This is a genomic window from Natrinema hispanicum (genome assembly GCF_900111485.1).
Classification (GTDB): Archaea; Halobacteriota; Halobacteria; order Halobacteriales; family Natrialbaceae; genus Natrinema; species Natrinema hispanicum_A.
Map to the genome: position 1 here is coordinate 22,259 of NZ_FOIC01000020.1, position 25,956 is coordinate 48,214.

At 60.2% G+C, this 25,956-nt stretch carries 26 protein-coding genes and 2 pseudogenes; 19 read left to right on the forward strand and 9 right to left on the reverse strand.

Going from position 1 to position 25,956, the window contains the following annotated elements; translation table 11 throughout:
• The first annotated feature begins 25 nt into the window (after window positions 1–25).
• Window positions 26–472: a universal stress protein gene (locus BSG09_RS15055; RefSeq protein ID WP_092934516.1), complete on the forward strand. Its 447-nt coding sequence runs from the start codon at window positions 26–28 to the stop codon at window positions 470–472.
• Between the two features lie 94 nt (window positions 473–566).
• Window positions 567–1,439, forward strand: a complete 873-nt coding sequence (locus BSG09_RS15060; protein WP_343124073.1) for a universal stress protein — start codon at window positions 567–569, stop codon at window positions 1,437–1,439.
• Between the two features lie 40 nt (window positions 1,440–1,479).
• On the opposite strand, the gene BSG09_RS15065 is transcribed toward BSG09_RS15060, so the two are convergent.
• A complete protein-coding gene (locus tag BSG09_RS15065; protein WP_092934520.1) occupies window positions 1,480–1,818 on the reverse strand; it encodes a DUF7344 domain-containing protein in 339 nt (112 codons plus the stop codon).
• A 173-nt stretch (window positions 1,819–1,991) separates the two neighbouring features.
• On the opposite strand from BSG09_RS15065, the gene BSG09_RS15070 reads away from it, so the two are divergent.
• From BSG09_RS15070 to BSG09_RS15080, 3 genes are all read left to right on the forward strand, one after another.
• Complete coding sequence (locus BSG09_RS15070) at window positions 1,992–2,171, forward strand: hypothetical protein (protein WP_049911966.1); 180 nt, start codon at window positions 1,992–1,994, stop codon at window positions 2,169–2,171.
• Window positions 2,172–2,214: 43 nt separating this feature from the next.
• Window positions 2,215–2,655 (forward strand): hypothetical protein, encoded by a 441-nt coding sequence (locus BSG09_RS15075; RefSeq protein ID WP_092934522.1) that lies wholly within the window; start codon window positions 2,215–2,217, stop codon window positions 2,653–2,655.
• A gap of 226 nt (window positions 2,656–2,881) precedes the next feature.
• Window positions 2,882–4,081, forward strand: a complete 1,200-nt coding sequence (locus BSG09_RS15080; RefSeq protein WP_092934524.1) for an MBL fold metallo-hydrolase — start codon at window positions 2,882–2,884, stop codon at window positions 4,079–4,081.
• Here BSG09_RS15080 and BSG09_RS15085 read toward each other — a convergent pair whose 3' ends face one another.
• Together BSG09_RS15085 and BSG09_RS15090 are read right to left on the reverse strand one after the other, a co-directional pair.
• On the reverse strand, window positions 4,082–4,477 hold the full coding sequence (locus BSG09_RS15085) for a DsrE family protein (RefSeq protein ID WP_175542217.1): 396 nt from the start codon (window positions 4,475–4,477) through the stop codon (window positions 4,082–4,084).
• A gap of 64 nt (window positions 4,478–4,541) precedes the next feature.
• On the reverse strand, window positions 4,542–4,802 hold the full coding sequence (locus BSG09_RS15090; RefSeq protein ID WP_092934526.1) for a sulfurtransferase TusA family protein: 261 nt from the start codon (window positions 4,800–4,802) through the stop codon (window positions 4,542–4,544).
• A gap of 276 nt (window positions 4,803–5,078) precedes the next feature.
• On the opposite strand from BSG09_RS15090, the gene BSG09_RS15095 reads away from it, so the two are divergent.
• The 6 genes and pseudogenes from BSG09_RS15095 to BSG09_RS15115 all read left to right on the forward strand — a co-directional run bounded on the left by BSG09_RS15095 (window position 5,079) and on the right by BSG09_RS15115 (window position 15,040).
• A complete protein-coding gene (locus tag BSG09_RS15095) occupies window positions 5,079–6,902 on the forward strand; it encodes a 4Fe-4S dicluster domain-containing protein (RefSeq protein WP_092934528.1) in 1,824 nt (607 codons plus the stop codon).
• Window positions 6,903–6,904: 2 nt separating this feature from the next.
• Window positions 6,905–10,105, forward strand: coding sequence for a molybdopterin-dependent oxidoreductase (locus BSG09_RS15100; RefSeq protein ID WP_092934530.1), 3,201 nt, complete (start codon window positions 6,905–6,907; stop codon window positions 10,103–10,105).
• A 6-nt stretch (window positions 10,106–10,111) separates the two neighbouring features.
• Window positions 10,112–11,341, forward strand: a complete 1,230-nt coding sequence (locus BSG09_RS15105) for an Mrp/NBP35 family ATP-binding protein (protein WP_092934532.1) — start codon at window positions 10,112–10,114, stop codon at window positions 11,339–11,341.
• A gap of 95 nt (window positions 11,342–11,436) precedes the next feature.
• Window positions 11,437–11,559, forward strand: a pseudogene (locus BSG09_RS21340) (IS6 family transposase); the annotation flags it as partial.
• 191 nt (window positions 11,560–11,750) lie between these two features.
• Complete coding sequence (locus BSG09_RS15110) at window positions 11,751–12,968, forward strand: MFS transporter (RefSeq protein ID WP_092934534.1); 1,218 nt, start codon at window positions 11,751–11,753, stop codon at window positions 12,966–12,968.
• 209 nt (window positions 12,969–13,177) lie between these two features.
• Window positions 13,178–15,040 carry a glycoside hydrolase family 15 protein gene (locus tag BSG09_RS15115; protein ID WP_092934536.1) on the forward strand — a complete coding sequence of 621 codons (1,863 nt, stop codon included), beginning with the start codon at window positions 13,178–13,180 and terminating at the stop codon, window positions 15,038–15,040.
• Window positions 15,041–15,126: 86 nt separating this feature from the next.
• Here BSG09_RS15115 and BSG09_RS15120 read toward each other — a convergent pair whose 3' ends face one another.
• Window positions 15,127–16,194: a zinc-dependent alcohol dehydrogenase family protein gene (locus BSG09_RS15120; protein ID WP_092934538.1), complete on the reverse strand. Its 1,068-nt coding sequence runs from the start codon at window positions 16,192–16,194 to the stop codon at window positions 15,127–15,129.
• Window positions 16,195–16,564: 370 nt separating this feature from the next.
• The gene (locus tag BSG09_RS21755) at window positions 16,565–16,999 is read right to left on the reverse strand and encodes a TRAM domain-containing protein (RefSeq protein WP_092934540.1); all 435 of its coding nucleotides are present in this window, start codon (window positions 16,997–16,999) and stop codon (window positions 16,565–16,567) included.
• A gap of 308 nt (window positions 17,000–17,307) precedes the next feature.
• On the opposite strand from BSG09_RS21755, the gene sod reads away from it, so the two are divergent.
• Window positions 17,308–17,910, forward strand: a complete 603-nt coding sequence (gene sod / locus BSG09_RS15130) for a superoxide dismutase (protein ID WP_092934542.1) — start codon at window positions 17,308–17,310, stop codon at window positions 17,908–17,910.
• A gap of 75 nt (window positions 17,911–17,985) precedes the next feature.
• Here sod and BSG09_RS15135 read toward each other — a convergent pair whose 3' ends face one another.
• Window positions 17,986–18,954 (reverse strand): winged helix-turn-helix domain-containing protein, encoded by a 969-nt coding sequence (locus BSG09_RS15135; RefSeq protein WP_092934544.1) that lies wholly within the window; start codon window positions 18,952–18,954, stop codon window positions 17,986–17,988.
• A 193-nt stretch (window positions 18,955–19,147) separates the two neighbouring features.
• On the opposite strand from BSG09_RS15135, the gene BSG09_RS15140 reads away from it, so the two are divergent.
• The 5 genes from BSG09_RS15140 to BSG09_RS15160 all read left to right on the forward strand — a co-directional run bounded on the left by BSG09_RS15140 (window position 19,148) and on the right by BSG09_RS15160 (window position 23,212).
• A complete protein-coding gene (locus tag BSG09_RS15140; protein WP_092934546.1) occupies window positions 19,148–19,375 on the forward strand; it encodes a hypothetical protein in 228 nt (75 codons plus the stop codon).
• 118 nt (window positions 19,376–19,493) lie between these two features.
• Window positions 19,494–19,937, forward strand: coding sequence for an ester cyclase (locus BSG09_RS15145; RefSeq protein ID WP_175542218.1), 444 nt, complete (start codon window positions 19,494–19,496; stop codon window positions 19,935–19,937).
• A gap of 60 nt (window positions 19,938–19,997) precedes the next feature.
• Window positions 19,998–21,386, forward strand: a complete 1,389-nt coding sequence (locus BSG09_RS15150) for a phenylacetate--CoA ligase family protein (protein WP_217650134.1) — start codon at window positions 19,998–20,000, stop codon at window positions 21,384–21,386.
• 187 nt (window positions 21,387–21,573) lie between these two features.
• Window positions 21,574–22,752: an inorganic phosphate transporter gene (locus BSG09_RS15155; protein WP_092934550.1), complete on the forward strand. Its 1,179-nt coding sequence runs from the start codon at window positions 21,574–21,576 to the stop codon at window positions 22,750–22,752.
• Between the two features lie 31 nt (window positions 22,753–22,783).
• Entirely contained in the window at window positions 22,784–23,212 is a 429-nt protein-coding gene (locus tag BSG09_RS15160) for a universal stress protein (RefSeq protein ID WP_092934552.1), read from the forward strand.
• Window positions 23,213–23,234: 22 nt separating this feature from the next.
• Here the strand turns inward: BSG09_RS15160 and BSG09_RS15165 are convergent, their stop codons facing one another.
• The 3 genes from BSG09_RS15165 to BSG09_RS20900 form a co-directional block, all read right to left on the reverse strand.
• The gene (locus tag BSG09_RS15165) at window positions 23,235–23,741 is read right to left on the reverse strand and encodes a hypothetical protein (protein WP_092934554.1); all 507 of its coding nucleotides are present in this window, start codon (window positions 23,739–23,741) and stop codon (window positions 23,235–23,237) included.
• Window positions 23,742–24,036: 295 nt separating this feature from the next.
• Complete coding sequence (locus BSG09_RS15170; protein ID WP_092934556.1) at window positions 24,037–24,774, reverse strand: DUF429 domain-containing protein; 738 nt, start codon at window positions 24,772–24,774, stop codon at window positions 24,037–24,039.
• A 114-nt stretch (window positions 24,775–24,888) separates the two neighbouring features.
• Window positions 24,889–25,086, reverse strand: a complete 198-nt coding sequence (locus BSG09_RS20900) for a hypothetical protein (protein ID WP_175542219.1) — start codon at window positions 25,084–25,086, stop codon at window positions 24,889–24,891.
• Window positions 25,087–25,191: 105 nt separating this feature from the next.
• Between BSG09_RS20900 and BSG09_RS15175 the strand changes: the two genes are divergently transcribed.
• Window positions 25,192–25,485, forward strand: a complete 294-nt coding sequence (locus tag BSG09_RS15175; RefSeq protein WP_092934558.1) for an amphi-Trp domain-containing protein — start codon at window positions 25,192–25,194, stop codon at window positions 25,483–25,485.
• A gap of 246 nt (window positions 25,486–25,731) precedes the next feature.
• Window positions 25,732–25,956 (forward strand): annotated as a pseudogene (locus tag BSG09_RS15180) (IS5/IS1182 family transposase); the annotation flags it as partial.

Consider the following 25,956-nt stretch of genomic DNA (forward strand, 5'->3'; position numbering starts at 1 on the left):
AGCACTCCGTGGGAAAGCAGTGTGTATGTCGCGGACAGTGCTCGTTCCCGTCGACGGCTCGCCGTTATCGTTCGACGCACTCCGGCACGCGTTTCGGGAGTTCCCGGACGCAGCGATCGTCGCGTACCACGTCGTCGACTTGTTCAGGCCCGACTACGGGACGCTCGAGGACCTCGACTCGACGTACGAACCGATGATCGGGACCGCAGCGTGGGACCATGCCGTCGATAACGCCACCGACCAGCTCTTTGCGGAGGTCACCGACGTTGCTGACGAGTACGATCGGTCGGTCGTGACCGATTCGGATATCGGTGATCCGAAGCGGCTCATCGTCGAGTATGCAACGGTCGAAGACGTCGATCACGTTGTCATCGGCTCGCACGGCCGACTGGACGACCGGCGGCCGCTCTATGGGAGCGTCACTGAAACCGTCGTCCGTCGGGTACCGGTTCCGGTCACCGTAATTCGGTGAGTGCGGGTCTCTCGGCTGCTGGCAGCCAGCCGTCGTATCACGATCGCGAAACGTGTGGGTGCGTTTGATGCCCGTTCAGGTCGAACGACCGGCTATGTTCAGCACGATGCTCGTCCCGACAGACGGGAGCGCTGGTGCCGAAGCGACGATCGGTCATGCAGTCGAGTTTGCTCGGACCTACGGCGCGGCCGTGCACACGCTCTACGTCGTCGATACCGGTGCTGAGCCCGCAGGTATCGCCGGATCCGATCGCGAAACACTCTATGCGCCATCCGAACGACGGGGACGTGAGGCGACGATCCGGATTACGGACCGTGCTGCGGACGCCGACCTGACGGCTGCTCGAGAGGTACGCGAGGGAGTCCCGCATCAGGAGATTCTCGCGTACACGGACGAACACGACGTCGATATCATCGTGATGGGGACGCACGGTCGGACTGGCGCTGATCGCGCTCGCTTGGGAAGTACGACCGAACGCGTCCTCACGCTCGCTGACGTGCCGGTGCTTTCGGTCCGACTGGGTGATGACCGCGAGACAGCGGCGGCGGGACCGTACAAGCAGGTGATGATTCCGACCGACGGGAGCGATGCCGCCGAACGCGCCGCGGAAACAGCACTCGATGTCGCCGAGAAATACGACGCCGACGTGCACGTCGTCTACGTCGTCGATCCGACACCGTACGATCTCGAGGATGCACCACGGAGCATCATTGGCTCTCTCAAAGAGGGCGGCCGCAAGGCGACGGAGACGATCGCGACCATGGCACGCGATCGAGATCTCTCCGTGACGACCGCCATCCGTCGCGGCGAGCCAACAGACGAGCTCCTCGAGGCGGCGTCGGCGGTCGATGCCGACCTCGTTGCGATGGGAACGCGTGGCCGAACCGTCGGAACCGATCGATTGCTAGGCAGCACGACGGCACGCGTCGTCCGACGCTCGTCGATTCCCGTCTTGACGGTCGGCTAGCGGACTCGAGCGGTGTCCTGTGTCGCCTCCTTGCTGTGGGCTATTGCGGATCGACTGCGGTGAGGATGTCGCTGAGCCTCTCACAGCGATAGTGTCGTATCATTCCCTCTTGGCTATCGTACTCGATCAACCCCATGTCCTCGAGCAGTGGTAAGTGGATGTGGTGAAGGTCACGTTCCCAACCACTGATCGTTTCGTCCTCGTGTGGCACTCCCAGCCGCTGTGCCAACTGCTCGCGGTGAATCCAGTTGCTCTCACAGTTCTCTAGCGATACGACAACCCGTCGTCGGGAGGCGTCTGCGAGCAGACGAAGCACCTCATCTGTCTCACAGGTACTCTGCACGAGCCCGTCGTTGTCTGTGATCGGGAACTCGGTCATGGCTCGAGTTGAACCGACTATCGAGATACTGGTTGAAGTACCCCTGCTGGTGTTCCCACGATGTGGAAGCTCCATCGCTGGTGACCAGTCTGTTGAAGCCATCGGAACAAACGGTAAGTTCAGCTAGGCGTACTCGTCGGAATCGTGTTCGTTATCCGCTGGTGGCCCTGAAGATGAATGTGACCTCCGCAGAATCCCGTGCAGGCGAGGACCACGCGCTAATCAGTCGTGGTTATCGGATCACCGTCGATGACGGCCGTGACTCGTTTTATGCGATCTGTATCGAAGAACAGGACAGCGAGACGGCGTGGATCATGTCCGATACCGTCCGATCGCTGGAAGACATGCGATAGCTATCGCCGACATGATCATATAGAACGTCCGTGAACGGAATCTATGGGGAAATGGATCAAACGTCTTGGAAGTCTCCTCGTTGGTGTATTCGGCTTTCTCGCCGTCGGGATCGGCGTGACAGTCGCACTCGAGCCCTACATCTGGCCGTCCGCGATGCTGGGCTTGCCTGCTGGCGTCATCGCCGGAGCCGCCTTGTTCCCGCTTACGTATCTGGGGCTGACCTATTGGGAGGAGCGAACCGCCACTGGCACGGCGTCGCCGGAAACGTCGCGACGGTTCTGGACGACGGTTGCAGCGATACTCGGATTCCTCGGTGGTGGTGGGCTTGCCATGATCGTTCTCTCAATGCAGGCTATCGGACTCGCGGCAGCGATGCTATTCGGTGGCGTCCTGGTCGGAATTGGCTCGGGAGTACTCGCTGCATACGTCGTTTCCCATCGTAACTGGGGCCAGCACTCCAACACCGAGTCGGTGATTCGGTAACGGATCGCTGAAACATCTGTCGTCCGAGGAACTCTCCGAGCGTACAGCCGATATGCTCCTGTGTGGAATCGTTCATCGTGTCCCGGTCGGACATTCCGTGTCCCTGCTTGATCTCGAATTTTTGATGCCGGTCTCGAAAAACGCAGTATCTCGCCATGCGCTCGATTTTCAACCACTCAAACGGTCTGAGAAAGATCTTAAGACGATTTCTGTGGTAGTATGTAGTATGCCTGGGCCAGACGAACTGGCGGAGTACCTCCCCGAGGACCTCGAGGTGACGTCCATCGAGCCGGAGGAACTCCGCGACCGTATTGCTGCGGGCGAACAGGTAACCATCCTCGATGTCCGTGCAGAAGACGAGTACGAAGAGTGGCACATCGAAGATGACGACATCACGACGGTGAACATCCCGTACTACGAATTCCTTGACGATGTCGACGACGAACTGCTCGAGCAAGTCCCGGAGGGAGATCCGATCGTTGCGGTCTGTGCGAAAGGTGGCTCGAGCCACTTCGTCGCTGGAACGCTCCTCGAGCACGATATCGACGCCGTAAACATGGCCGATGGGATGAACGGCTGGGCTCGCATCTACGATGTCGTCGAGGTATCGCGCGCGCCCGGGCCGGCGACTGTGCTGCAGTTCCAGCGGCCCTCGAGTGGGTGTTTCTCCTATCTCGTTCACCACGACGGCGAGGGGGCGCTCGTCGACCCGCTCCGGGCGTTCGCCGACTTCTACGTCGATCTCGCCGATGATCTCGATATCGAACTGACGTACGCGATTGACACGCACGTCCACGCGGACCACATCAGCGGCGTTCGCGAGGTTGCAGACCGCACTGATGCCACCGCCGTGCTGTCACAACGTGCCATCGAGCGGGGCGTCGAGTACGATGTGGACCGCATCGTCGAGGACGGTGACGCTCTCTCGGTCGGTGACGCCACCATCGAGGTTCACGCGACGCCGGGGCATACGACGGGGATGACGTCCTTCCTCGTCGACGACGGTGTGTTACTGACCGGCGACGGCCTGTTCACGGAGAGTATCGCGCGACCGGATCTCGAAGAGGGGGCCGAGGGTGCACCCGACGCCGCTCGCCAACTGTATGACACGCTACAGGAGATCCTGTCGCTGCCGGATGACACCGTCATTTCACCGGGGCACTTCAGCGACGCGGCCGAGCCAGCGTCGGACGGCACCTACACGGCGCGGCTGGGCGACCTCGAGGACCGCATGGCGGCGCTGTCGATGGACCGCGACGAGTTCGTCGAGTTCATCCTGTCGGATATGCCGCCACGGCCGGCCAACTTCGAGGAGATCATCGCGACGAATCTCGGCCAGCAGGACGTCGACGACGACCGTGCGTTCGAGTTAGAGCTCGGCCCGAACAACTGCGCTGCAACCCAAGAGGCGATGACGGGCGACTGATTACCCGAAGCTGAACACGTGGGCAGCGTCCGCCGTTTCGTCGAGGAACGCGGCTGCACCGGCGAATTCCGTCGTCACCGCGTCATCCATTCCTTCGCGGTCCCAGCCGAGCATGTCAATGGTCGTCGTGCAGGCGACGGTCGTGACGAGTTCGTCCCCGGTTTCGACGAAATCTCCGAGCATGTCGTAGGGGTCGGGCACGCCCGCCTCGACCATTCGCTCGAAGTCGCCGAGGTCCTTCTCGCCCGCCATCAGATGTGTGAGGCCGTCGAACGTGAAGTAGACGATTACCTCCGTGTCCATCGCCAGGGCAACCTGACCGAGGTTCATCGCCATCGCGAGGCTTTTCGGATCGTCACTGTACACGATGATACCGATCTTGTCAATTGCTGGCATTGTTACACCACTCGTTGGATCTCTGTGTCGGCCATGTGCTCGAACGCGGTCGGCGAATCGGTGCTCATGTCGTTGTCCTCCGGACGTAATGCCGATAGACGGTCTCACCGTCTTCGTCGCCCTCGGCTTGTTCGAGAAGTTCTACCCCGTCCGTCGAGCTCGCCCACCCTTTGATGTCGGACATACTTCCGGGGTCGGTCGCGATGACCGCAAGAACGTCTCCCGACTCGAGGCTGTCGACTGCCTGCTTCGCCTTCACAACCGGCATTGGGCAATTCAACCCTTTGACGTCGACCGTTTCGGTGATGTCGTAGTCTGTACTCATGTGTCTTGCCGGCCTCGTACAGCGTTATCTATCGCGCACAGGTCGATAAAGTTTCGTCCCTCTGAAAATTGAGTGATATTTTCAACCGCAGACACTGGTATTCGCGGCGGTATCGTCTCTCTTTGACAGCGGTGTTCGGATGACGGGCGAGACGCAATGGCGCTGATTCAGGTCATCTCGCCGGTTGAAATGCTCTTCTTTCGGTATATTGTGCAATCCGCGCAAGTTTTAAGTGTTATCTTGACGCACGTTGATTGTTGCCACGAACCAACAGAGGTGGTCTCCATCACGAACTATGGCTTCGTTATCGACAACAGGCGGTGTATCGGCTGTCATGCCTGCACGGTGGCCTGTAAGGGTGAACATGACGATCCGATCGGCGTGAACAAGACGTGGGTCAAGTATATCGAAAAAGGTGAGTTTCCCAATACGAATCGAAACTTCTCGGTGATGCGGTGTAATCACTGTGCGGACTCTCCGTGTACCGATGTTTGTCCCGTTACGGCGCTGTGGGAACGCGAGGACGGCATCGTCGACTTCGATCCGGAGCGCTGTATCGGCTGCAAGGCCTGCATGCAGGGGTGTCCGTACGACGCGCTCTATATCGATCCAAACTCGGAGACGGCAGCGAAGTGTAACTACTGCAGCCACCGGGTCGACACGGGGCGCGAGCCCGCCTGCGTGACCGTCTGTCCCGAGGACGCGATTCTCGCCGGCGATCTCGAGAATCCGGACACTGAAATCGCTCGCACGATCTCCCGCGAAGAAGTTCAGGCCCGCAAACCAGAGAAGGGGACGGAGCCGAAGCTGTTCTACGTCGACGGCGACGAAGGCAGTACCACCCCGGGGACGACCGCCCGCGAGGAACACTACATGTGGAGTGACGCGCCCCATCAGGTCGAGACCGAGGGCGGCTCGGTTCCCGATTTCGACCTCGAGAAGGCAGCCGAGTCGCTCGCGGCGTCCGATGTCTCGCTTGGCAGTGCCGACAGCTCGGAGGATTCGGAGGCCCGCGCGGACGGTGGGCGGGGCGAGTGTGGCTGTGACTCCTGTGCGTGTGGCGACGGAGAGACCACCGAGCGGTCCGAAGCCACCAGGACCGCAGACCGGCAGTCAGACGGTGGCTACCAATCCGACGGTGGCTACGCCACTGAACCGTCCGGACGGACGCGCGACGACGAGGGCAACGCGAGTCGCACCGAGCGCGCGTATGAACTCCTCCACGAGGAGGCAACGCGGGTTTACGACATCGGTGAGAGCCACTATGGCTCCTGGGGGTGGGAGGTGTACTCCTACACCTGGACGAAGGGAATCGCCGCCGGGATGCTCATGCTCCCGGCGCTGTTCATGCTGTTCGGACTGGTCGACCCTAACGTGGCCGCCTTCGGCGCGAGCGCGTTCGTCAGCGGCCTGTTTCTGGCGGCGACCGGTGTTCTCCTCATCCTGGACCTCGAGCAGCCGACGCGGTTCCACTGGGTGCTGTTGCGGCCGAACTGGAACTCCTGGCTCGTGAAGGGTGCCTACATCATCTCCGCAACTGGCGCGTACCTCGGGCTCGTCGTATTGGGGGCGCTTCTCGGAATCGAGGCCATTGTCACCCCGCTCTCGCTTGGTGTGGCTGCTGTCCTCGGTGCGGCGACGGCGGTCTACACGGCGTTCCTGTTCAGCCAATCGAAGGGCCGCGACCTCTGGCAGAGCCCCGCAATGCCGCTGCACATGTTCACGCAGTCGGTCATCGCAGGCAGCGCGACGCTGGCCGTCCTTGGCGTTGCAGGTGTGCCGTGGTTTGAGGCAATGGTCGGACCAGCGGCGCTGGCACTCGGTGCCGGCCTCGTCGGCCATGCCGTGCTGGTTGCCTCTGAGATCTTCACACCCCATCAGACCGAGGACGCCGAAGAGGCCGCCGCGCGCATCACTCGCGGCCGGTTCCGGACGGCGTTCTGGATCGGCGGCGTCGTTGTCGGCATCCTGTTGCCGCTTGCGGCGCTGGCCGTCGGGTTACCGATCCTCGCGGCGGTGGCTGGCGCGCTCGCGCTTGTCGGGCTGTTCGCCTTCGAGTATTGCTGGATAACCGCTCCGCAGACGATCTCACTCGCCTGATCATGGGACACGAATTCGATCCGAGCCGCATCGAGAAACTCGCCGAACGACTCGGCGTCATTTCGAATCGCACCGAGAACACGAAAAAACAGCGTCAACGTCGCGGCGTCGACGGCATCGACCGTATCGCTCCGGAGGGTGAACTCGGCTCGTACCCCGACCCCGACCAGTGGCACGACTGGGTCGAGTACGAGTCCGAGGGACTCCCGAAGGAGTATTCGGTCGTCCCGACAGCCTGTTTCAACTGCGAAGCCGGCTGTGGGCTGCTCACCTACATCGACAAGGAGACCGGCGACATCCGCAAAATCGAGGGCAATCCCGAACACCCCGGGAGCCGGGGGCGAAACTGCGCGAAGGGGCCGGCAACGATCAACCAGATCAAAGACCCTCAGCGCATCCGTTATCCGCTCAAGCGTGACGGCCCACGCGGGAGTGGCGAGTGGACTCGCGTGTCTTGGGACGACGCTCTCGAGGACATCGCTAGCGAAATGCGCGAGACCATCACCGACGGTCGCGAAAACGAAATCACCTATCACGTCGGCCGGCCCGGCCACGAAGGATACATGGACCGGGTCATCAACGCCTGGGGGCTGGACGGACATAACTCCCACACGAACATCTGCTCGGCGGGTGCCCGGGCGGGCTATGCCTTCTGGCAGAAGTACGACCGGCCGAGCGCGGACTTCGCCAACGCCGAGTTCATCCTGCTGTTGTCCGCTCACCTCGAGTCCGGCCACTACTTCAATCCCCATGCCCAGCGCATCATCGAGGGGGTGATGGAGGGCGGCCAGCTCGCAGTCTTGGATCCGCGGCTGTCGAACACCGCCGCTATGTCGGACTACTGGCTGCCCACCCAGCCTGGCAGCGAGGCCGCGGTCTTGCTGGCGATGGCGAACGTCATCCTTCGAGAGGGACTCTACGACGAGGAATTCCTCTCCAACTGGGTGAACTGGCAGCAGTTCCTCGATGAGAAACATCCCGACCGCGAGCGGACGTTCGAGACGTACCTCGACGTGCTTCGGGACACGTACGCGGGCTTTACACCCGAGTACGCCGAGGCCGAGAGCGGCGTCGACGCCGCGACCATCGAGAAAGTAGGCCGGAAAATCGGCACTGCCGGGTCGCGCTTTGCCAGCCATATCTGGCGCTCTGCGGCGTCTGGCAACGAGGGCGGCTGGCAGGTCAGTCGGGCGCTGCACTTCCTCTCCGTGCTCACCGGCAGCGTTGGTACGAAAGGCGGCACCTCGCCCAACGCTTGGCACAAGTTCGAGCCGGAGCTCCCGAAGGAGCCACCGCGCCAGCAGCTCTGGGACGAACTTCAGTTACCGCCGGAGTGGCCGTTCGCCCACTACGAGATGAGCCAGCTCCTGCCGTACTTCCTCAAGGAGGGTCGCGGCAAGCTGTCGGTGTACTTCACCCGCGTGTTCAACCCCGTCTACACCTATCCCGACGGCTTCTCCTGGATCGAGGCGCTGAGCGACGAGGACAAAGTCGGGATGCACGTCGCGCTGACGCCCACCTGGAACGAGACGGCGTACTTCGCGGACTACGTCCTGCCGATGGGCCACAGTCCCGAACGCCACGACATCCAGAGTCAGGAGACCCACGCCGCGACGTGGGTCACGTACCGCCAGCCCGTCCAGCGGGAGTTCGCCGAACGCGAGGGCGAAGACATCGAGCGAACCTACGAGGCCAACCCTGGCGAGGTCTGGGAGGAAGACGAGTTCTGGATGGACCTCTCCTGGCGCGTCGACGAGGACGGCGAGCTAGGTATCCGGGAGCACTTCGAGAGCCCCTATCGAGATGGCGAGACGGCCGCAGCAAACGGCGGTGCGGCCACACAGCGAGACGACAGCGTGGCCGATCGGGGAGCACCGAGCAGTGACGGGGCCGCCGACGAACCGCCCCAGATGACTGTCGACGAGTACTACCGCTACGTCTTCGAGCACGAGGAGAACCTCGTCGAGGCGGCTGAGGAAGCCGGCATGGAACCCCTCGAGTACATGAAACACCACGGGGCGTTCGAGGCCAGCGAGAACGACTACGAACTCCACGAGGAGCCGCTCGATCCGGCGCTGCTCGAGGAAGACGGCGTGTTTGTCGACGAGTACGGGACCATCCACCGATTGCTCGACGAGGACGACGACGTCTCGATCCCCGAAGGGACGGCGCAGTCAGCCGAAATCGACGAGGGAGCCGACCATCCTGAAGGGTACGATACAGTTCCGCACGGCTCTCTCGCGGACCTCGAGACCCAAGTGCTCGGCGTGCTCGTCGACGGCGAACCGAAACGTGGGTTCCCCTCGCCGACTGGCAAGCAGCAGTTCTACTCGAAGACGCTCGCCGAATGGGGGTGGGATGACGAGGAATACACGATTCCTCACTACCTGAAGAGCCACGTCCACCCCGAAAATATCGACTACGAGAACGGCGAGATGGTACTCGTGCCCACGTTCCGTCTGCCAACGGCGATCCACTCCCGCTCGTCGAACTCCAAGTGGCTCGAGGAAATCTCGCACAACAACCCGGTCTGGCTGCACCGTACGGATGCCGAGCGACTGGGCGTCGAGACGGGCGACCTCGTGCGCGTGGAGACCGAGATCGGCTACTATGTCAACGAGGTCTGGGTTACTGAGTCGATCAAGCCCGGTATCGCAGCGATGAGCCACCATATGGGTCAGTGGAAAGTCGATCGTGACGGCGACGGTGAGGCTGACGGAGACTTCGACGAGGGTGGCGATCCCTACGGGAAGGTCACGGTCGATCTGAAAGACGAGGATAGCCAGTGGGGAATGCGCCAGCAGTCCGGCATCGAGCCGTTCGAGAGTGACGATCCCGACTCCGCGAGGGTCTGGTGGACCGACGGCGGCGTTCCACAGAACCTCACGCACGCGCCCCATCCCGACCCGATTTCGGGAATGCACTGCTGGCACCAGAAAGTCCGGGTTCGGTCAGCGAAAGCGGACGACTACTATGGCGACGTCTACGTCGATACCGACCGCGCCATGGAGATCTACCGTGAGTGGGTCGAGAAGACCCAGCCGGCAGCTGGGCCAGACGGAAAGCGCCGGCCGAAGTGGCTCAAACGACCGATCGCGCCGCCGTCAGACCCCGACGAGGACGATGCCTGGTACCTGGATGGCCCGATCGGTCGCGAGCAGCGATGGGACCCAGACGAGTTCGGCCCGCAGGGTGAGGACTGACCTGCGATGGCTGATTCCGACGAGACTCCTCACGCTGAGCAGAACGAGGGGGTGCCGACAGCGCCAGCCGACGCCGGACGGAGGGACGATACCGCCGCGGCCGTCCAGGAGGCAATCGCCTCGGCGGACGTGGGAACGGCGGACCTCTATGCCAATCTCATGGCGATCGATGGCGTCGGTGACATTGTTGTGCGCGACGGCGTGGCGTCGATCGGGATTTCTCTTCCGGTGCCGAGTGAGACGCTCCGCGAGCAACTTGCCGCGGACGTGGTGGCTGCCGCTGAGTCCGTCGCTGGCGTCGAGTCGGTCGACGTCGACTTCCGAGCCAGCGCTGCCGATCGAGGGGAGCGAATCGACATGCTTCCCGGCGTCAAAAACGTCGTCGCCGTCGCATCGGGCAAGGGTGGCGTCGGCAAGAGCACTATCGCGGCGAACCTTGCGGTCGCGCTGGCGGATACGGGCGCGGCCGTCGGCCTGCTCGATGCCGACGTGTACGGGCCGAACGCGCCGACGCTGCTCGGCCTCGATGAGCGACAACCCAACGCCACGAGCGACGACGAGATGGTCCCGCGTGAGTCCTACGGCGTTCGGGCGATGAGCATGGAGTTCATCACCGGCGAGGACGACCCAATCATCTGGCGCGGCCCACTGGTCGACGAGTTCATCAAACAACTGTTCGGCGACGTTCAGTGGGGTGAACTGGACTATCTGATCGTGGACTTGCCACCTGGAACGGGGGACGCACACCTCTCACTGGTGCAGCACTTCCCCGTCGCTGGCGCTGTTATTGTGACCACGCCACAGGAAGTCGCGGTCGACGACGCTGCTCGTGGCCTCGTCGGTTTCGCACGTCACGACACGCCGGTGTTGGGGATCGTCGAGAACATGGCCGGGTTCGAGTGTCCGGATTGCGAGTCCCTTCACGATATCTTCGGAACCGGCGGTGCCGACGATCTGGCCGAGCAGTTCGACGTTCCCGTTCTCGGTCGTATCCCACTCGAGCCGGCCCTCGGGACGATGGACGGTGACGGCGAACCGGTGCGTCCACCCGGCATCGACGTTCCCCTCGTCGGCCGCCTCGAGTTACCGCGGACCCACGAGGAGCGAACGCGGGGCGATAGAGCGCCCCCACTTGCCTGTCGGACCGACGGCGGTGCCGCTCGCGAGCAGCTGCGGATCACCGCGAGCCGCATTGCAGCGCGGCTGAACGAGGCTGCCGTGACGTTTCGGAAGTGAGCGTCCGAACGGCGCTGTTCAGATACGGAGTGACGGGAGAGACGTCACGCTTTCTGTGCACCCATGCCAGAAAACGCGTGTCTCGGTAGGAGTCTCGACCAGCTCTCGATTTTGGATACGAACGACACGGAACTCGGAACGCTGTCGAACGGATCTGCAGCGAAATAAAACGCCGAACTCCCGCGTTCTTAAATCAGTTCAACGCCGAAGCTGACACGGACCCTCGTCAGCTAGCTCCGATGCACCCGAACCTCGTCGTGCGGATGTGTCGAGGCACAGTGACAGCAAACTGCATGAAACAGCCGACGGGTGGCGCAACTTGGTTAGTGTCACATGGAATCAGCGTTTCTGAAAACTACCTGATTGAGCGACCACATTTTTATATTAGTCATCCGTTGTGTATCGGGAGATGTCAATGGTTGTTGGTACCAAGTGGCGCGCACTTGTTCTCGTCGGAATTGCCGAACTGTTCGCGATGACGTTGTGGTTTAGTGGGAGTGCCGTCGGCCCTGAATTGGCCGAGATGTGGAATCTCACGCCGGCCGAGACGGCGTGGTTGACCAATGCCGTCCAACTCGGATTCGTCGTCGGAGCGCTGCTCTCGGCTTCGCTCACCATCGCCGACGTGATCCGACCACGATATCTCTTCGCAGGCTGTGCGTTTGCCGGTGCGGCGGCGACCGCCCTCATCGCTGGCGTCGTCGAGAGCGGTGTGTCGGCGATTGTCCTGCGCTTTCTCACCGGCGTCGCGCTGGCCGGGGTCTACCCGACCGGGATGAAGATGATGGCCTCGTGGTTCGTCAAGGGACGTGGCCTCGCCATCGGCGTCCTCGTCGGCGCGCTCACTGTCGGCTCAGCCTCGCCGCATCTTCTTCGAGCGGTTAGTGGGATCGGACAGCCGCGAGTCGTCCTCTACGGAACAGCCGCCATCGCAGCGGTCGGCGGCCTGCTCGTACTGGCCTACGAGGACGGACCTCATCAGCCTGAAACAGCACCGTTCGATCCAAGCGCGATCCGCCGTATCGTGACCGACCGCGGCGTCGTCCTCGCAAACACTGGCTACTTCGGCCACATGTGGGAGCTTTACGCGGTCTGGACGTGGATTCCGGTCTATCTCCTCGCCAGCCTCGAGGCCAGCGGAACGACAAACCCGGAGCGATACGCGGCACTGCTTGCGTTCGGGACGATCGCGATTGGCGGTGTCGGGGCGTGGATCGCGGGGTCGGCCGCGGACCGCGCCGGGAGATCCGTCGTCACCAGCGTGTCGATGGTCGTTTCCGGAAGTGCGTGTCTGCTCGCCGGCGTGGTCTACGGCTCGTCGCTAACCGTCGTCGCCCCCTTCGTGCTCGTCTGGGGCTTTTTCATCGTCGCGGACTCCGCGCAGTTCTCCGCGGCGATCTCTGAACTCGCAGACGATAGCTACGTCGGCTCTGCACTGACGCTGCAGACCGCTATCGGCTTTCTGATCACCATCGGGTCGATTCAGCTCATTCCCGTCGTCCAGCGTGCCGTCGGCTGGCGGTGGGCGTTCATCCCGCTCGCTATCGGGCCGTTGATCGGGACGCTCTCGATGCTTCGATTACGGTCCTTGCCGGAGTCAGATCGACTGGCTGGCGGTCGCGGATAGCGCGTTGCTCCGGTTATGAGTTTAAATATTTCTGATCGACCCAGACAGTTCAGGCAGTGCCGTCTGTCCCATTGTTCGGCGGTCACGTATCTCACGCCACATGTAATTCGCCTTTTTTGTGCTTGCCCTCGAACAGGATCTCATGTCCCGCTGTCCCTGGTTCGGTTGTGCCTCGCTCGACGTCTTGGGCCGTGTCGTTGGTGGTGACAATGGCTGACCCCAGCACGTATCTGCCGATCGAGTCCTACGCCGTCATCGGCAACCTCGAGACGTGTGCGCTCGTTGCACCGAACGGCTCGATCGACTGGTTTCCCTTCCCACATCTGGAGTCGCCGAGTATCCTCGCCGCGATCCTCGATGCCGAACGTGGTGGGCGGTTCCGAATCGGACCGACCACCCGTTTTGAGACGAACCGGCGGTACGTCGACGATACGAACGTCCTCGAGACAAGCTTCCACACGTCCGACGGGACAGCGACGCTGACCGACTTCATGCCGCCGGCCGGACAGATCGACCAGCCGAAGAAAGTCCTCTACCGGAAAGTCACCTGTACGGACGGGGCCGTCGATCTCGAACTCGACCTTGAGCCGCAGTTCGACTACGGTCGCGCAGCGACGACGCTCGATTCCGTCGACGGCGGTGTTCTCGCCACTGGCGAGACCGAGCGGGTACTGCTCGAGACTGCGGTCGACCTCGAGATCGAAGCCGGGCGAATCACCGGCGAGTTCTCGCTCGAGGCGGGCGAGACGGTGTGGGTCCTGTTCCGATGTACTGGTGCCGAAAACGCAAATACAGACCCTGACGCCGCGTTAGACGAGACGATCGAGTATTGGACCGAGTGGGGACATAGCTGCGGTCCCGAGGACGACTGTGCATTCGAAGGGCCCTGGCACGACGCCGTCGTTCGTTCGGAGCTCGTTCTCAAGCTCCTGACACACGCCGAATCGGGAGCGATCGCCGCCGCACCGACCACGTCGCTGCCGGAGGACATCGGCGGCGTCCGCAACTGGGACTATCGGTTCAATTGGCTTCGCGACGCTGGGTTCACCGTCCAGGCCCTGATGAACCTCGGGACCGTCACGGAAGCGATCGACTATTTCGAGTGGTTCGTCGATCTCTGTCAGACGGCCGATCCCGAGACAATTCAGCCGCTGTACGGCCTTCACGGCGAGGCGGACCTCGAGGAACGAGAACTCGAGCACCTCGAGGGATATCGCGGCTCGCAGCCGGTGCGGGTCGGCAACGAAGCGGCACAGCAGCGACAGCTCGATATCTACGGTGAACTCCTGCTGGCCGTCGATGAAATGTGCCAGCGTGGTCGAGCACTGAACGACGACGAATGGGTTCGAATCCGGGACATCGTCGACTACGTGTGCGACGTCTGGGACGAACCGGATGCGGGTATTTGGGAGGTCCGCGGTGGGAACGAACACTTCGTCTACTCGAAAGTGATGTGTTGGGTCGCCCTCGACCGCGGGATCGAACTCGCTCGTGAACGCGATCGGGACGCCCCGCTCGAGAGCTGGCTGGAGACTCGCGAGCAGATCAGAGCGGACGTGCTCGAGAACGGGTACGACGAGGAGATCGGTGCGTTCGTCCAGTCTTACGGAACGAACGTGCTCGATGCGACGGCGCTTTTGCTACCGGTCGTCGGCTTTTTGCCCTTCGATGATGAGCGCGTCCAGGAGACGATCGATGCGATCGACGAGCGATTGGTTACGGACGACATCTTCGTGGCTCGCTACCATGGTGATGATGGGCTCCCTGGCAACGAAGGCGCGTTCGTCCTCTGTTCGTGCTGGTTCGTCACCGCACTCGCGCTCTCCGGGCGTGTCGAGGACGCCCGGTCACGGTTCGAGTCACTGCTCGAGTACCTGAGTCCGCTGGGGCTCGTCGCAGAGGAGATCGATCCCGAGACTGGCACACAGCTCGGGAACCACCCACAGGCGTTCAGCCACATTGGAATCGTCAATAGCGCGCTGTACCTCGGCTACGTCCACGGCCACGAACTGCCCGGACCGGACCCGATGGGGATTCGACTCGGTGATCCGGCCGTGGTTCCTGACGAGTGATTTTGATTGGCGCTCGAGCGGTCACTGACAAGTGTCCGCCTATCACACGTACGCTTGTCGAAAAAGTGGTGAAAGTGGCCGGAGGATCAGCTGCTGAACTCGTTGCAGACGGGAATGCCGATCGTGTTGTAATCGCTCATTGCGTCCAGTTCGTCGGGTACCTCGTGGATGTCGACCGTTTCTTCGACCAGTGCCGTCGGATCCAGCTTGCTTGACTCGACCATATCGAGCATTTCGCTGTACCGCGAGGGCTGGAGCCCGAGCGATCCCTTGAACTCGATTTCCTTGGCGACGAACTCGTCTGTTGGGAGTGGGATCATCCCTTCTTCATCGCTGGTCGTCAGCCCGATCTGGACGTGTGTTCCGCCCTTCCGGAGCGAGTTCACTGCGTTCTGGCACGTCGTTTCGATTCCGAGTGCGTCCGCAGAAATGTCCGCGCCACCGTTTGTAATATCTCTGACCTCAGCAGCAGGGTCGTCGACATCCGCTGCATTGACGGTGGCAACGGCACCGAGTTCTTCTGCTCGGTCCAGTTTCTCGTCCATGAGGTCCACACCGATGACGTTCGCCCCGAGGGCGTTTGCGATGTGGACTGCTGACAGCCCGATGCCGCCACAGCCGTGGATGACGACATCATCACCGGCGCGTACCGGTGCCCGGTGAGCCATCGCGTGGAAGGACGTCATGAACCGACAGCCCATCCCGGCAGCTGCTTCAGCGTCGATACCGTCCGGAAGCGGAACGGCGTTGATGTCCGCGTTGGGGATGTGTACCTCCTCGGCGAATGCCCCGGGTGCCTCGTTCATGAACCCGAGACCGATGTGGTTTTCACAGATGTTTTCTCGGCCGTTTCGACAGAGGTCACACGTCCCGCAGGCAAAATTAAACGGGATGGCGACCTCCTGTCCCTCTTCAATGTTTTCGACGTCCTCTCCGACGGCGACGATACGGCCGGTCGGCTCGTGGCCGAGAACGTGTGGGGGGTCGGGTCGGTAGCCAAACCAGTCCCAGTCACCCTGCCAGCAATGCCAGTCGGATCGGCAGATGCCACAGCCGATCACTTCGGCAACGGCACCATCCGGTTCAGGTTCAGGGCGTTCGACGTCTTGGACGGTTAGCGGCTCTTGGAACTCTTCTAGCAGTACGGCTTGCATCACAACTGTTACCACGCAACAATGATTGTTAAGCATTATGTATACTAATATATAAATGTGCCGTGATGGATGTCGTTCCGGAATTGCGAACCGGTGTTGACAAGCGCCAGCACCCTGCTAAACCGGTTTCTCGATAGTGTCTCTAGTTGGTTGGGACGCTATCGAGGCCGTACTCTATCCTTCCACACCATACTCGTCACCGAATCTTGCACCACATCCGCGTCTCTCGATTCAGTGCGACTCTGCCAACATCTCTGGTAGGTGGTAGAAGTAGCAACACGAAGTTCACACATGCACTTAGCGCGGGTTCCGGCGGGTTCCTAGTAAACGACCACGGGTCAGGTGACCCGTGGAACTCGCACTATACTCGTTAGAGTGCTCGCGGGTCGCTATCGACAATACTCGCAAACGCGACGTTCTCCTGAACCTGCTCGATTTCGATGGTAGGCTCATCACCAGGTTGGGCCCCAGAGACGATCACGACGTAGCCACGTTCGACTTTTGCAATGCCGTCGCCCTGATCGCCGACAGTCTCGATTGTCACATCGCGCACTTCGCCTTCCTCGACAGGAGGTCCCGATGGGGTGTGGCTTACGGGCTCCTGAGAGGGGGATTGCTGTGTCCCCTGTTGCATCGATGACTCTGTCGAAGCAGGAGACGCAAGAATCGCTACGCGATACGTTTCGTCAGCTGATAACGCCTCGTGATCGACTTCACTCGAGGGAACTTCAACAACGTATGTTCCATTTCGCTTTTTGACTGGGGCGCTGAACAGAGAGCAAAGGGAATCGGGAATCTCGACCATTGAGTTTCTAGTGTTCAGTACCCACGGGACAAGTAAGTTTCAGTACTTCACGAAGCTGGTTAGTTGAAAAATATGCTTGCATGAGGTGTATCTACTATCGGACAAGCAGACGATGTAATCCACGAGGACCTGGTTCGTGAAGTACTGATTTCAAAGCGGGAAACGCTGACGCAAAGCTAACGGACGAACGGACCATGCTGGCGAATTACCTCCCTAAATATGAAGCGTAGAAATGATACTTCTATTACTTGAATATTATACAGAGAATCTTCATACCTGTTCCGTGTATAGTCAGATTTGCACGTCATATGAGCGATTACGAACTTCCACCACTACCGTACGACTACGACGCACTCGAGCCACACATCAGCGAACAGGTTCTGCGCTGGCACCACGATACGCATCACCAGGGCTACGTTAACGGCTGGAACAGTGCCGAGGAGACGCTCGCGGAGAACCGCGAGGAAGGTGACTTCTCTGATTCGCCGAGCGCGATCCGCAACGTCACGCACAATGGATCGGGTCACATCCTCCACGACCTTTTCTGGCAGTCGATGAGCCCCGACGGTGGCGACGAGCCCCAGGGAGACCTCGCGGATCGTATCGAGGAGGACTTCGACTCCTACGAAGCCTGGAAAGGCGAGTTCGAGAGTGTCGCATCCGCCGCAGGCGGCTGGGCACTCCTCGTTTACGACTCCTTTAGCAACCAGCTCCGTAACGTCGTCGTGGATAAGCACGACCAGGGCGCACTCTGGGGAAGCCACCCGATCCTCGCGCTGGACGTCTGGGAACACTCCTACTACCACGATTACGGCCCTGCACGTGGTGACTTCATCGACAACTTCTTCGAGGTCGTTGACTGGGAGGAGCCGTCGGCACGCTATGAACAGGCTGTCGAACAGTTCGAGTAACCGACACTCGATACGGCGGGCATTGCTTCGACTCGCCGCATTCTTGTTCAGCTACTGAAGACCGTCGAATGACCCCTACCGCGGAAGGTGTTCGACGATCGCCGTCCCGATGACAGAGCCGGTTTCGTCGACGAGGACTTGGATCTCGTCGTTCTCACAGGGGAGTGCCAGTTGCACACGGAGTGGATCATCCGAGACGATCGTCGTCCGGGTGTCGCTCACGCACCAGTCGAAGTGCCAGAACGGTTCAGTATTCAGATCAACGCCACGCTTAGAATGGAACACAAGGACGTCGGCGTTATCCAGCAGCGTGAGGCCGACGGTTGACTGTAACTGGTAGCCACACCGTTGACAGGTATGTTCGACAGCGACATCCTGATCGTCTGCATCCAGCCCGTGGACGAGATCCGTTTCGACAGTTCCGGTACATTCCGGACAGACGCCATCGGTAGCGAGGCAGTAGTGATGCCGCACGTAGTGATGGAACGCCTGAAGGAGTTCGTCGGTCGATCGGTCGTCGAGTCCGCCAGTCGGGAACGGATAACTCACCTGGATCGTCCCGCAGTTGGTACAGCCGATCGTGAGCGTATCGTCGACGTACCGTCCCTGAAGCGAACTCTCGCACGAGTAACACGAGCCGTCGACGGGGAACAAGCCCAGCTCAGCACGTTCGGTAAACGTGCCGCTGAAAATCGAGCTGACGACCTTCCGTCCGGGGTAGCGGAACTCGTAGCCCTCGTCGATCTGCGCAACGAAGTGATCCGTGAGTTGCTGCAGATGATAATTGAAATTCGCGCTATCCTCGATATCGACCGCCTCGAATAGGTCGGTGAAACTGACCGGTGAGTCGTCTGCCCCAAGCTCGAGCAGTGACCGAAGAATATCGACCCGTGTCTCGTTACCGAGCGTTGCAAACACGTCCGCAGGGAGCAGCTGTGATTCGGTCTGTGTGACGGATTCCGCTTCTGTCACCGGTTCGGTGTCACGATCGGAATCCGTCCCCGATTCCGCGTTGGATCCGACCGTCCGGTCGAACTGACTCATAGTATTGACTAGGTGAGATGGTGGTAAAGCCTATCGAAGCCAGTGATCTCCTTGACGACGCGGACCCAATTCCCGCTAGTCGGCAGCTCGAGACGGATAGGAATATTCGTGGGAGTAGTTGCGGTCGCACTCGTGTATATATCTAGCTCACAACAGAAACTGGTTTTAGAAAGCGATCCGAACAGTATCGTCTATGACGGAGAAGGCGGAAGATTGGCGGTTTGGCCTCTTTGGGTTGTTCGGACTAATGGGCTTCCAGGCCTTCCCGACTGATGAACCACTCTTTCTGTTTTACTTTGGGTTTTTCGGCTTTCTGTCCTACTTCCAATATTACCACGAGAAACTGAAGTATCTCGGCCTTCTTGGGGTCGTTGGGGTTATCGTTGCAATAGCTGGCGTCATAGGATTGTTTCCAGTTTAACACAACGGTGACGGAATGATACTGCTATCCACGCTGTTCTCATTTGCTGCGACCAGTGCTTCTCAGGACGTGGAAGCCTCTTGATGTACTATATGTGTGTTCAATGTATGCAAGTTCCATGAGCGACACGACGATGACGGATCAAAAACAAATTGTGCAGGAGTCAGAACATGAAGCGTGGAACGAGGGCAATGTGGACGCATACGATGAGGTCTATTCGACCGAGTACGTCTTGCACAGTCCTCTGGGCGATCAGGAGTTGGCTGATGTGAAAGAAACAATTGAGGCAGTGCGAGCAGGAAACGCAGACTTCGAATTCGCGATTATGGACGTCGTCGGCGAAGGCAACAAGGTCGTTCTGCGGTACACGATGGCCGGGACCAACACCGGCCCGTCCCTTCTGACAGAGGAACCAACCGGCAAGTCATGGGAGGCTTCGGGAATTTCGATCTACCGATTTGAGGATGGAACGATAATCGAACAGTGGGATAATTTTGACTATCTCAGTGTACTGCAACAGCTCGGCCAGATTCCGTCCGATCCAACGGAATCAAGCCAGTGAATGGAATCGGGACTTATCGGGTTGAGGGCTTTATTTTCCTCATTGACGAAGGAGTAGACGATGGAACAGCCCTCGGCGCTGGATAAAGTTCGCACGCGTATCGGTGCCTTCCGGATGAAAGGCGCATCACGCGACGAGATCCAGGCGAGACAGAACCAACGTCTCCAGGACCTCCTCGACTTCGTCATCCGCGAATCCAGATTCTACAAGCACCTGTATGCAGACGTCGAGCGACCGATCACTGACCTGCGATCGCTCCCGCCGGTGACTAAATCCCAGTTGATGGAGCACTTCGATTCAGTGGTGACCGATACGGCGGTTGAATTCACAGATGTCAAGGCATTCACGAGCGAAACAGCGACCATTGGCCAACGATTTCTGGGCCGGTACCCAGTGTGGTTGACCTCGGGAACGACCGGCGAACCGGGCAGCTTCCTACAAGACGACTGGGCGTTGCTGGCCACGGACTCGGTCGGTGACCGATGGTCGGCCCCTGCCTTCATCGACCGTGAGACGATCAAACGACTCGTCACGCACAACGCACGGACCGCCGAGATTGCCGTCGGTGGCGGGCACTTCGCCGCCGCTTCGGGCGTCGAAATGTTTCGTAGGGAGAATCGGTTTCTTCGCGACCGGATGCGCCTCGTCTCCCCGGATCGGCCACTCTCGGAGATCATCCAGGAACTCGACGCGTTTCAGCCAGCGATCTTGGTCGGATACTCGACGGTCCTCATGGAGCTCGAGCGAGAGCAGCGGGCCGGGCGATTGAACCTTTCACCAGCGTTCATCGTACCCAGCGGCGAGCCGATTACGGAAGCCCAGAAGGCCCGCCTCCGCGAGACGTTTGATTGTATCGTCCGCGAGGTGTACGGTGCGACGGAGTTCTATAGCATCGCTGTCGAGTGTGATCACGGGAACTTACACGCCAATACTGACTGGCTCGTTCTCGAACCGGTCGACGCAGACTATCAGCCTGTCGGGGTTGGGGACCCATCCGAGACGGTTCTCCTGACGAACCTGGCAAACCGAATTCAGCCCATTGTCCGATACGATCTCGGCGACAGCATCACCATGTACGAGGAACGCTGCTCCTGTGGGAGCGCCTTCCCGGTGATCGAGGTAGAGGGTCGGCAGGGTGATATTCTGCACTTCGAAACGGTCGCTGGCGAACAAATCCCGATCTTTCCGCTCCCACTCACGACCGTTGTGGAGGAGGTCCCAGGCGTCCATCGATCTCAGATCGTCAAGACCGGCCCAGAGACGGTCAGCGTTCGCCTCGAGGTCGAGGCCGATGCCAACGAAGCGGCGGTGTGGGAAAGGGTCAATTCAGCTCTTGTGGTCTTCTTTGATACATACGGGGTCCAAGACCTGACCGTCGAGCTGGCGGCCGAATCACCGGCTCGAGATCTCACGAGTGGAAAGTACCAACACGTCTGGTCCGGTGTCTGATTGGAGCTCACACGGAAATACATATAAATTAACACCGCCCTATTTACCACAGTAATTCCGACAGTAGTACAGTAGTTCGGACAGAGCCTACTGATCGACGGCACGTACCAATCACAGATCACTCCTCCGAGTTCTGTGTTACATACTGCCAGCACTTATTTCACGAGCAGCGGTGTACTGCCGGCCGATGGTCGAAACCGTGCTGCTGGTCGGAGTCGTCGCGTCGATTTTCGTCGGCTTCAATATCGGCGGGTCGTCGACGGGGATCACGTGGGGACCGTCCGTCGGCGCTGGGATCGTAACGAAGACGACGGCGGCGGCGGTCATGACGTTCTTTGTCTTCTTCGGGGGCTGGACCGTCGGTCGGAACGTGATGGACACGCTCAGCGAGGGGATCGTCACGATGGACCTCACGCTGACCGCCGGTGTCGGTGTGCTCTTTTTCATCGGATTGGGGATGCTCGTGGCTAACATTTTTGGCGTCCCCGTCCCGACGTCGATGACGACCGTCGGCGCGATCGCCGGCCTCGGACTTGCGACTGGGACGCTCAACTACGAGACGATCGCGGGGATCATCACTTGGTGGATCGTGACGCCGGTTATCGGCCTCTGGATCGGCGTACTGATCGGCCGCTACATCTATTCGTGGGTCAATCGACGAGTGCAGATCGAGAAGTCCGAGGGACAGTTGTTGCGCCTCGATCGTCGCGGCGCGGTTCCGACGCCGACACTGGGCCCGAACACGACGTGGCAGGAGCTCGTCACGACGGTTGTCGTCCTCATTATCGGCTGTTACATGGCGTTCAGCGCCGGCGCGAGCAACGTCCCGAACGCCGCTGCACCGCTCGTCGGGACCGCCAGCGGACTGGACGCCGACACTGCAATCGTCGTCGCGACACTCGCGATCGGACTCGGCGGCTTCACGATCGCGCGGCGAACGATGGATTCCGTCGGCGGCGAACTGAGCGATATCCCGCTCCTCGCGGCGCTGTTCGTCATGGTGACCGCGTCCACGATCACGACGCTGCTCTCGTGGGCTGGCATCCCGATCAGCCTCGTGATGGCAACGGTGATGACGATCGTCGGCATCGGCTGGGGCCGGGCGACCCGTCCGATCACGGTCCGAGAGGCGGTCGCCCGTGATGTCGAGAACCCCGAGATCGAGTTGGGCGCTATCGTCGCCGAAGAGAAGGCGGGCGAGACGGCACCCGACATCGGCGAACCTGAGCCCGAAGAGGTGCTTCACGGCGGGGATCTCTTCAACCCCCGCGCGATCATCAAATACGTCACGATGTGGATCATCGGCCCGTCGATGTCGACGATCCTCGCGTACGCGTTCTTCTCGATCCTCCCGGGCGTCGCTTAACGTTACGTCACTGGAGGCAGTATCTCGGCGCATGCTCTCGAAGATTCTGGTTCCGATGGACGACTCAGAACACGCCGGCCACGCTCTCGAGTATGCGCTCGATAACCATCCCGACGCCGAGGTTACCGTGCTTCATACCGTCGGTGTCCCGTCGATGATGATGGGCGACGCTGTGAGTCTTACCCTCGAGGATGACCTCGACGACGCTGCAGCCGAGCGTGCTGAGTCGGTCTTCGAACGTGCTCGCGAGATCGCAGCCGAACGCGACCGCGAGATCGAAACGATCGTCGGCATCGGACATCCGGCTCGCAACATCATCGACCGCGCCGAGGAGTACGACACGGTCGTCGTCGGCAGTCACGGCGAAGACTGGAGCCGTGCAACGCGCCGATTCTTAGTCGGAAACATCGCCGAGACGGTCTCGAAGCGGTCTCCGGTCCCGGTGACCATCGTCCGGTGACGTCTCGTGAACGTTCGCGCCGCTAGGTTTCCGACTCGTCCTCGACCGACTCCTCGATGATCTCCTCGACTTCGTCCTCTCGAGGGCGACGGTCGACTCGCTCGTTGACAGCCTCAACCTGCGTTTGGACGTCTTCGACCTGTTCTTCGACCGTTTCGCCGACGGTCTGTTCGACGGTCTCTTCGACCGTTTCGCCGACGGTCTCTTCGATTGTTTCGCCGACTGTCTGTGCGACCTGTGTCTGGACATCTTCGACCTGTTCTTCGACCGTTTCACCGACAGTCTGTTCGACCTGTGTCTGGACGTCTTCGACCTGTTTCTCGACCGTCTCCTCGACCGCTTTCGTCATCCAGTCTGGATCGAACCGGGCCATCTTCCAGACGACGTGAAGAACATACGAGACGAACACGCCGACGCCGAACGCGAGCCCGACCCTCGTGTCGAGCGTCGCTATCAGGCCGATCGAGAGAATGATCAACGCGCCGTACGCGAGATCGATGACTGCGTCGACGCGAGCTGGACTCAGCATCGTCGACCGTCACCCAGCTGGGTCGGCTCGAGGTAGTCCACGTGTCGGCCGATTTCAGTTCGAATCGCTCCGTCGAAAGGTACGTCTCGTCGTTTCCGTCGTAGAATGAAATCCCTCTCGAAGCACATGATACCGGAACGTACGGTAGGTGGAGTTGAAATTCTTTGGCTGGGTGTCGCGAGGACAGCGGTATTGGACCTGCCCGTCCGACTTCGGAGGGGCGAAACGGATCACTCGAGAAACACGACCAATCGCGATAAAGTACCACGGGTCACCCGACCTGTGGTCGTTTCCACTACATATCAGTATAAACGATCTGCAGTGGCAGGTCTTTTTGATCCACCGGTGGATCGTCTGGTAGCGTTTCGAAATTTGTATCCCCCAGTTTCGCGGTAAGTGCAAGCGCCATCGCGTCCAGCAGATCGTCTCTATTTGAGGTCCCTATTCGTCGAGCCCAGGGAGGTTGGTCCTCAATATACGCGGAGACGAAACTCTCGAATGTCTCTCGCACGGAGTCATCTACCTGTTCCAGACACGCAACACGCTCGTCCTCACCTGCACGACCGTGTTTGGAGTTCAGTGGGTTGCCTTCGTTGAAGGTAGTAAAGCAAACTTCAGGATGGGACTCGAGTATCGTTTCCCTGGCGTTCTCGTCGTCTCGGAGAAGGCGGTCGACCTCTTGAATTCGCGGAATAAGGCCCCATGCCTGACTCGAGAGGCCGTCGCCGCGGCATGCTTCGTTCGCTTCGGCTGCTTGGTCGTAGGTGTCAGCTTCAACAGCGGCTCGACAGGGCGTCCAGAAGACACTCCGTGCCCGTTCTGAGCCGAGGAACTCTTTCGCTTCTCGATCACACTCGCGTCGTCGGTCCTCAGGCAGCCCGATCGGGATATCGACCAAAATCGAGTTCGCATCCCGATGCGTGACCCAGACACTGTGGATTGAGGGATGCATTCGTGCCGTCCACTCATGGCCGTCCGTTTCCACGACAAGCCAGCCCCGCGACGCCCAGTCTACTCCTACATACGAGCCCATATTGCGGTTGTCGTCTCTCAGAACAAATAACGGATACACTCTCGAAATACTGTGTAAAAGCTTGGAAAGAACACTGTTCTCGACTCCAGGTCACTCCAACGTGCGAACCCCCGATTAACTAACCACCTCGAGAACCGTCGCGGTCACGAACTTTCGCGGGCCGATGTCGCTGGGGCCTTGATGGCGGACTTCGAGTCGGACCTCGAGAACACCGCCGATGACCCCGTCGATCTCTCTGGGTTTGAACTCGGTGATCGGGAAGGTCGACAGGTCGACGGCGGCTAGAGTTGGTAGTAGAACCCCATTCAGCATCGTTGCGAGACCTCTCGGTCATGTCTTGACGGCAGTGGTGACCACCGCCGAACAACCTGGGTACGAAGCCCGATAGACTTTATCGGCAGCCGTTATAGACTCAGTATGACAGACGAAAAACAAGACCCTGAGACCGAAGCGGACTCGACAGACAACGAGACGGAACGCGAAGGTGAGCGAGTGATGAACCGGGGAGACGGTGCGGAGATCCTGCGAGAAGTCGCTGCCGGTGTCGAGAACGGGACGATCGACATCGAAGGAGAGAACGGCTTCACGGTGGCGGTACCAGAGCGCTTCGAACTGGAAGTCGAGTACGAGGTCACCGACGACGAGGCTGAGCTAGAAGTCGAACTCGAATGGCAGATGGAAGACGGCGAAGCGGTATCGGCAGACGAGTGACTCGAACGGCGGCCCCTGTGAACCGCCTCGGGATCACGCCCCGAGGCACTCGGCCTGCTCCGCCTGTAGAGAACCGGTTCGCTCGAAGATACCCGGATCACTCCGGGGCGATCCGCTTCAGGAGGCCCGCCACAGCACTTATTTACACTGATTGCAGTGTTGTTCACACTGCTCTGTTGAACAGCGATCTAATCAGCCGATATCACTGGCTTAGAAGGATGAAGCCGAGGAATTCGATTCTGTCCTATGGAAATCGATCTCCTCGACTTCATTGAGCAGTGTCGTGACCTAGCCAAACAAGCGTTGGGGAAGCACGCGGGCGAGCCCGCCAGCGGCGGGTTCGCCCGCTGGGTCCATGTCGTCCTACACTGTTTTCGGCTCGAAGAAGGTCACAGCTACCGTGAAACGCCGAATCGGTTGAAGTACATGACCGAGATTTGTGACGTACTCGGTCTCGATCGAGAGAACCTC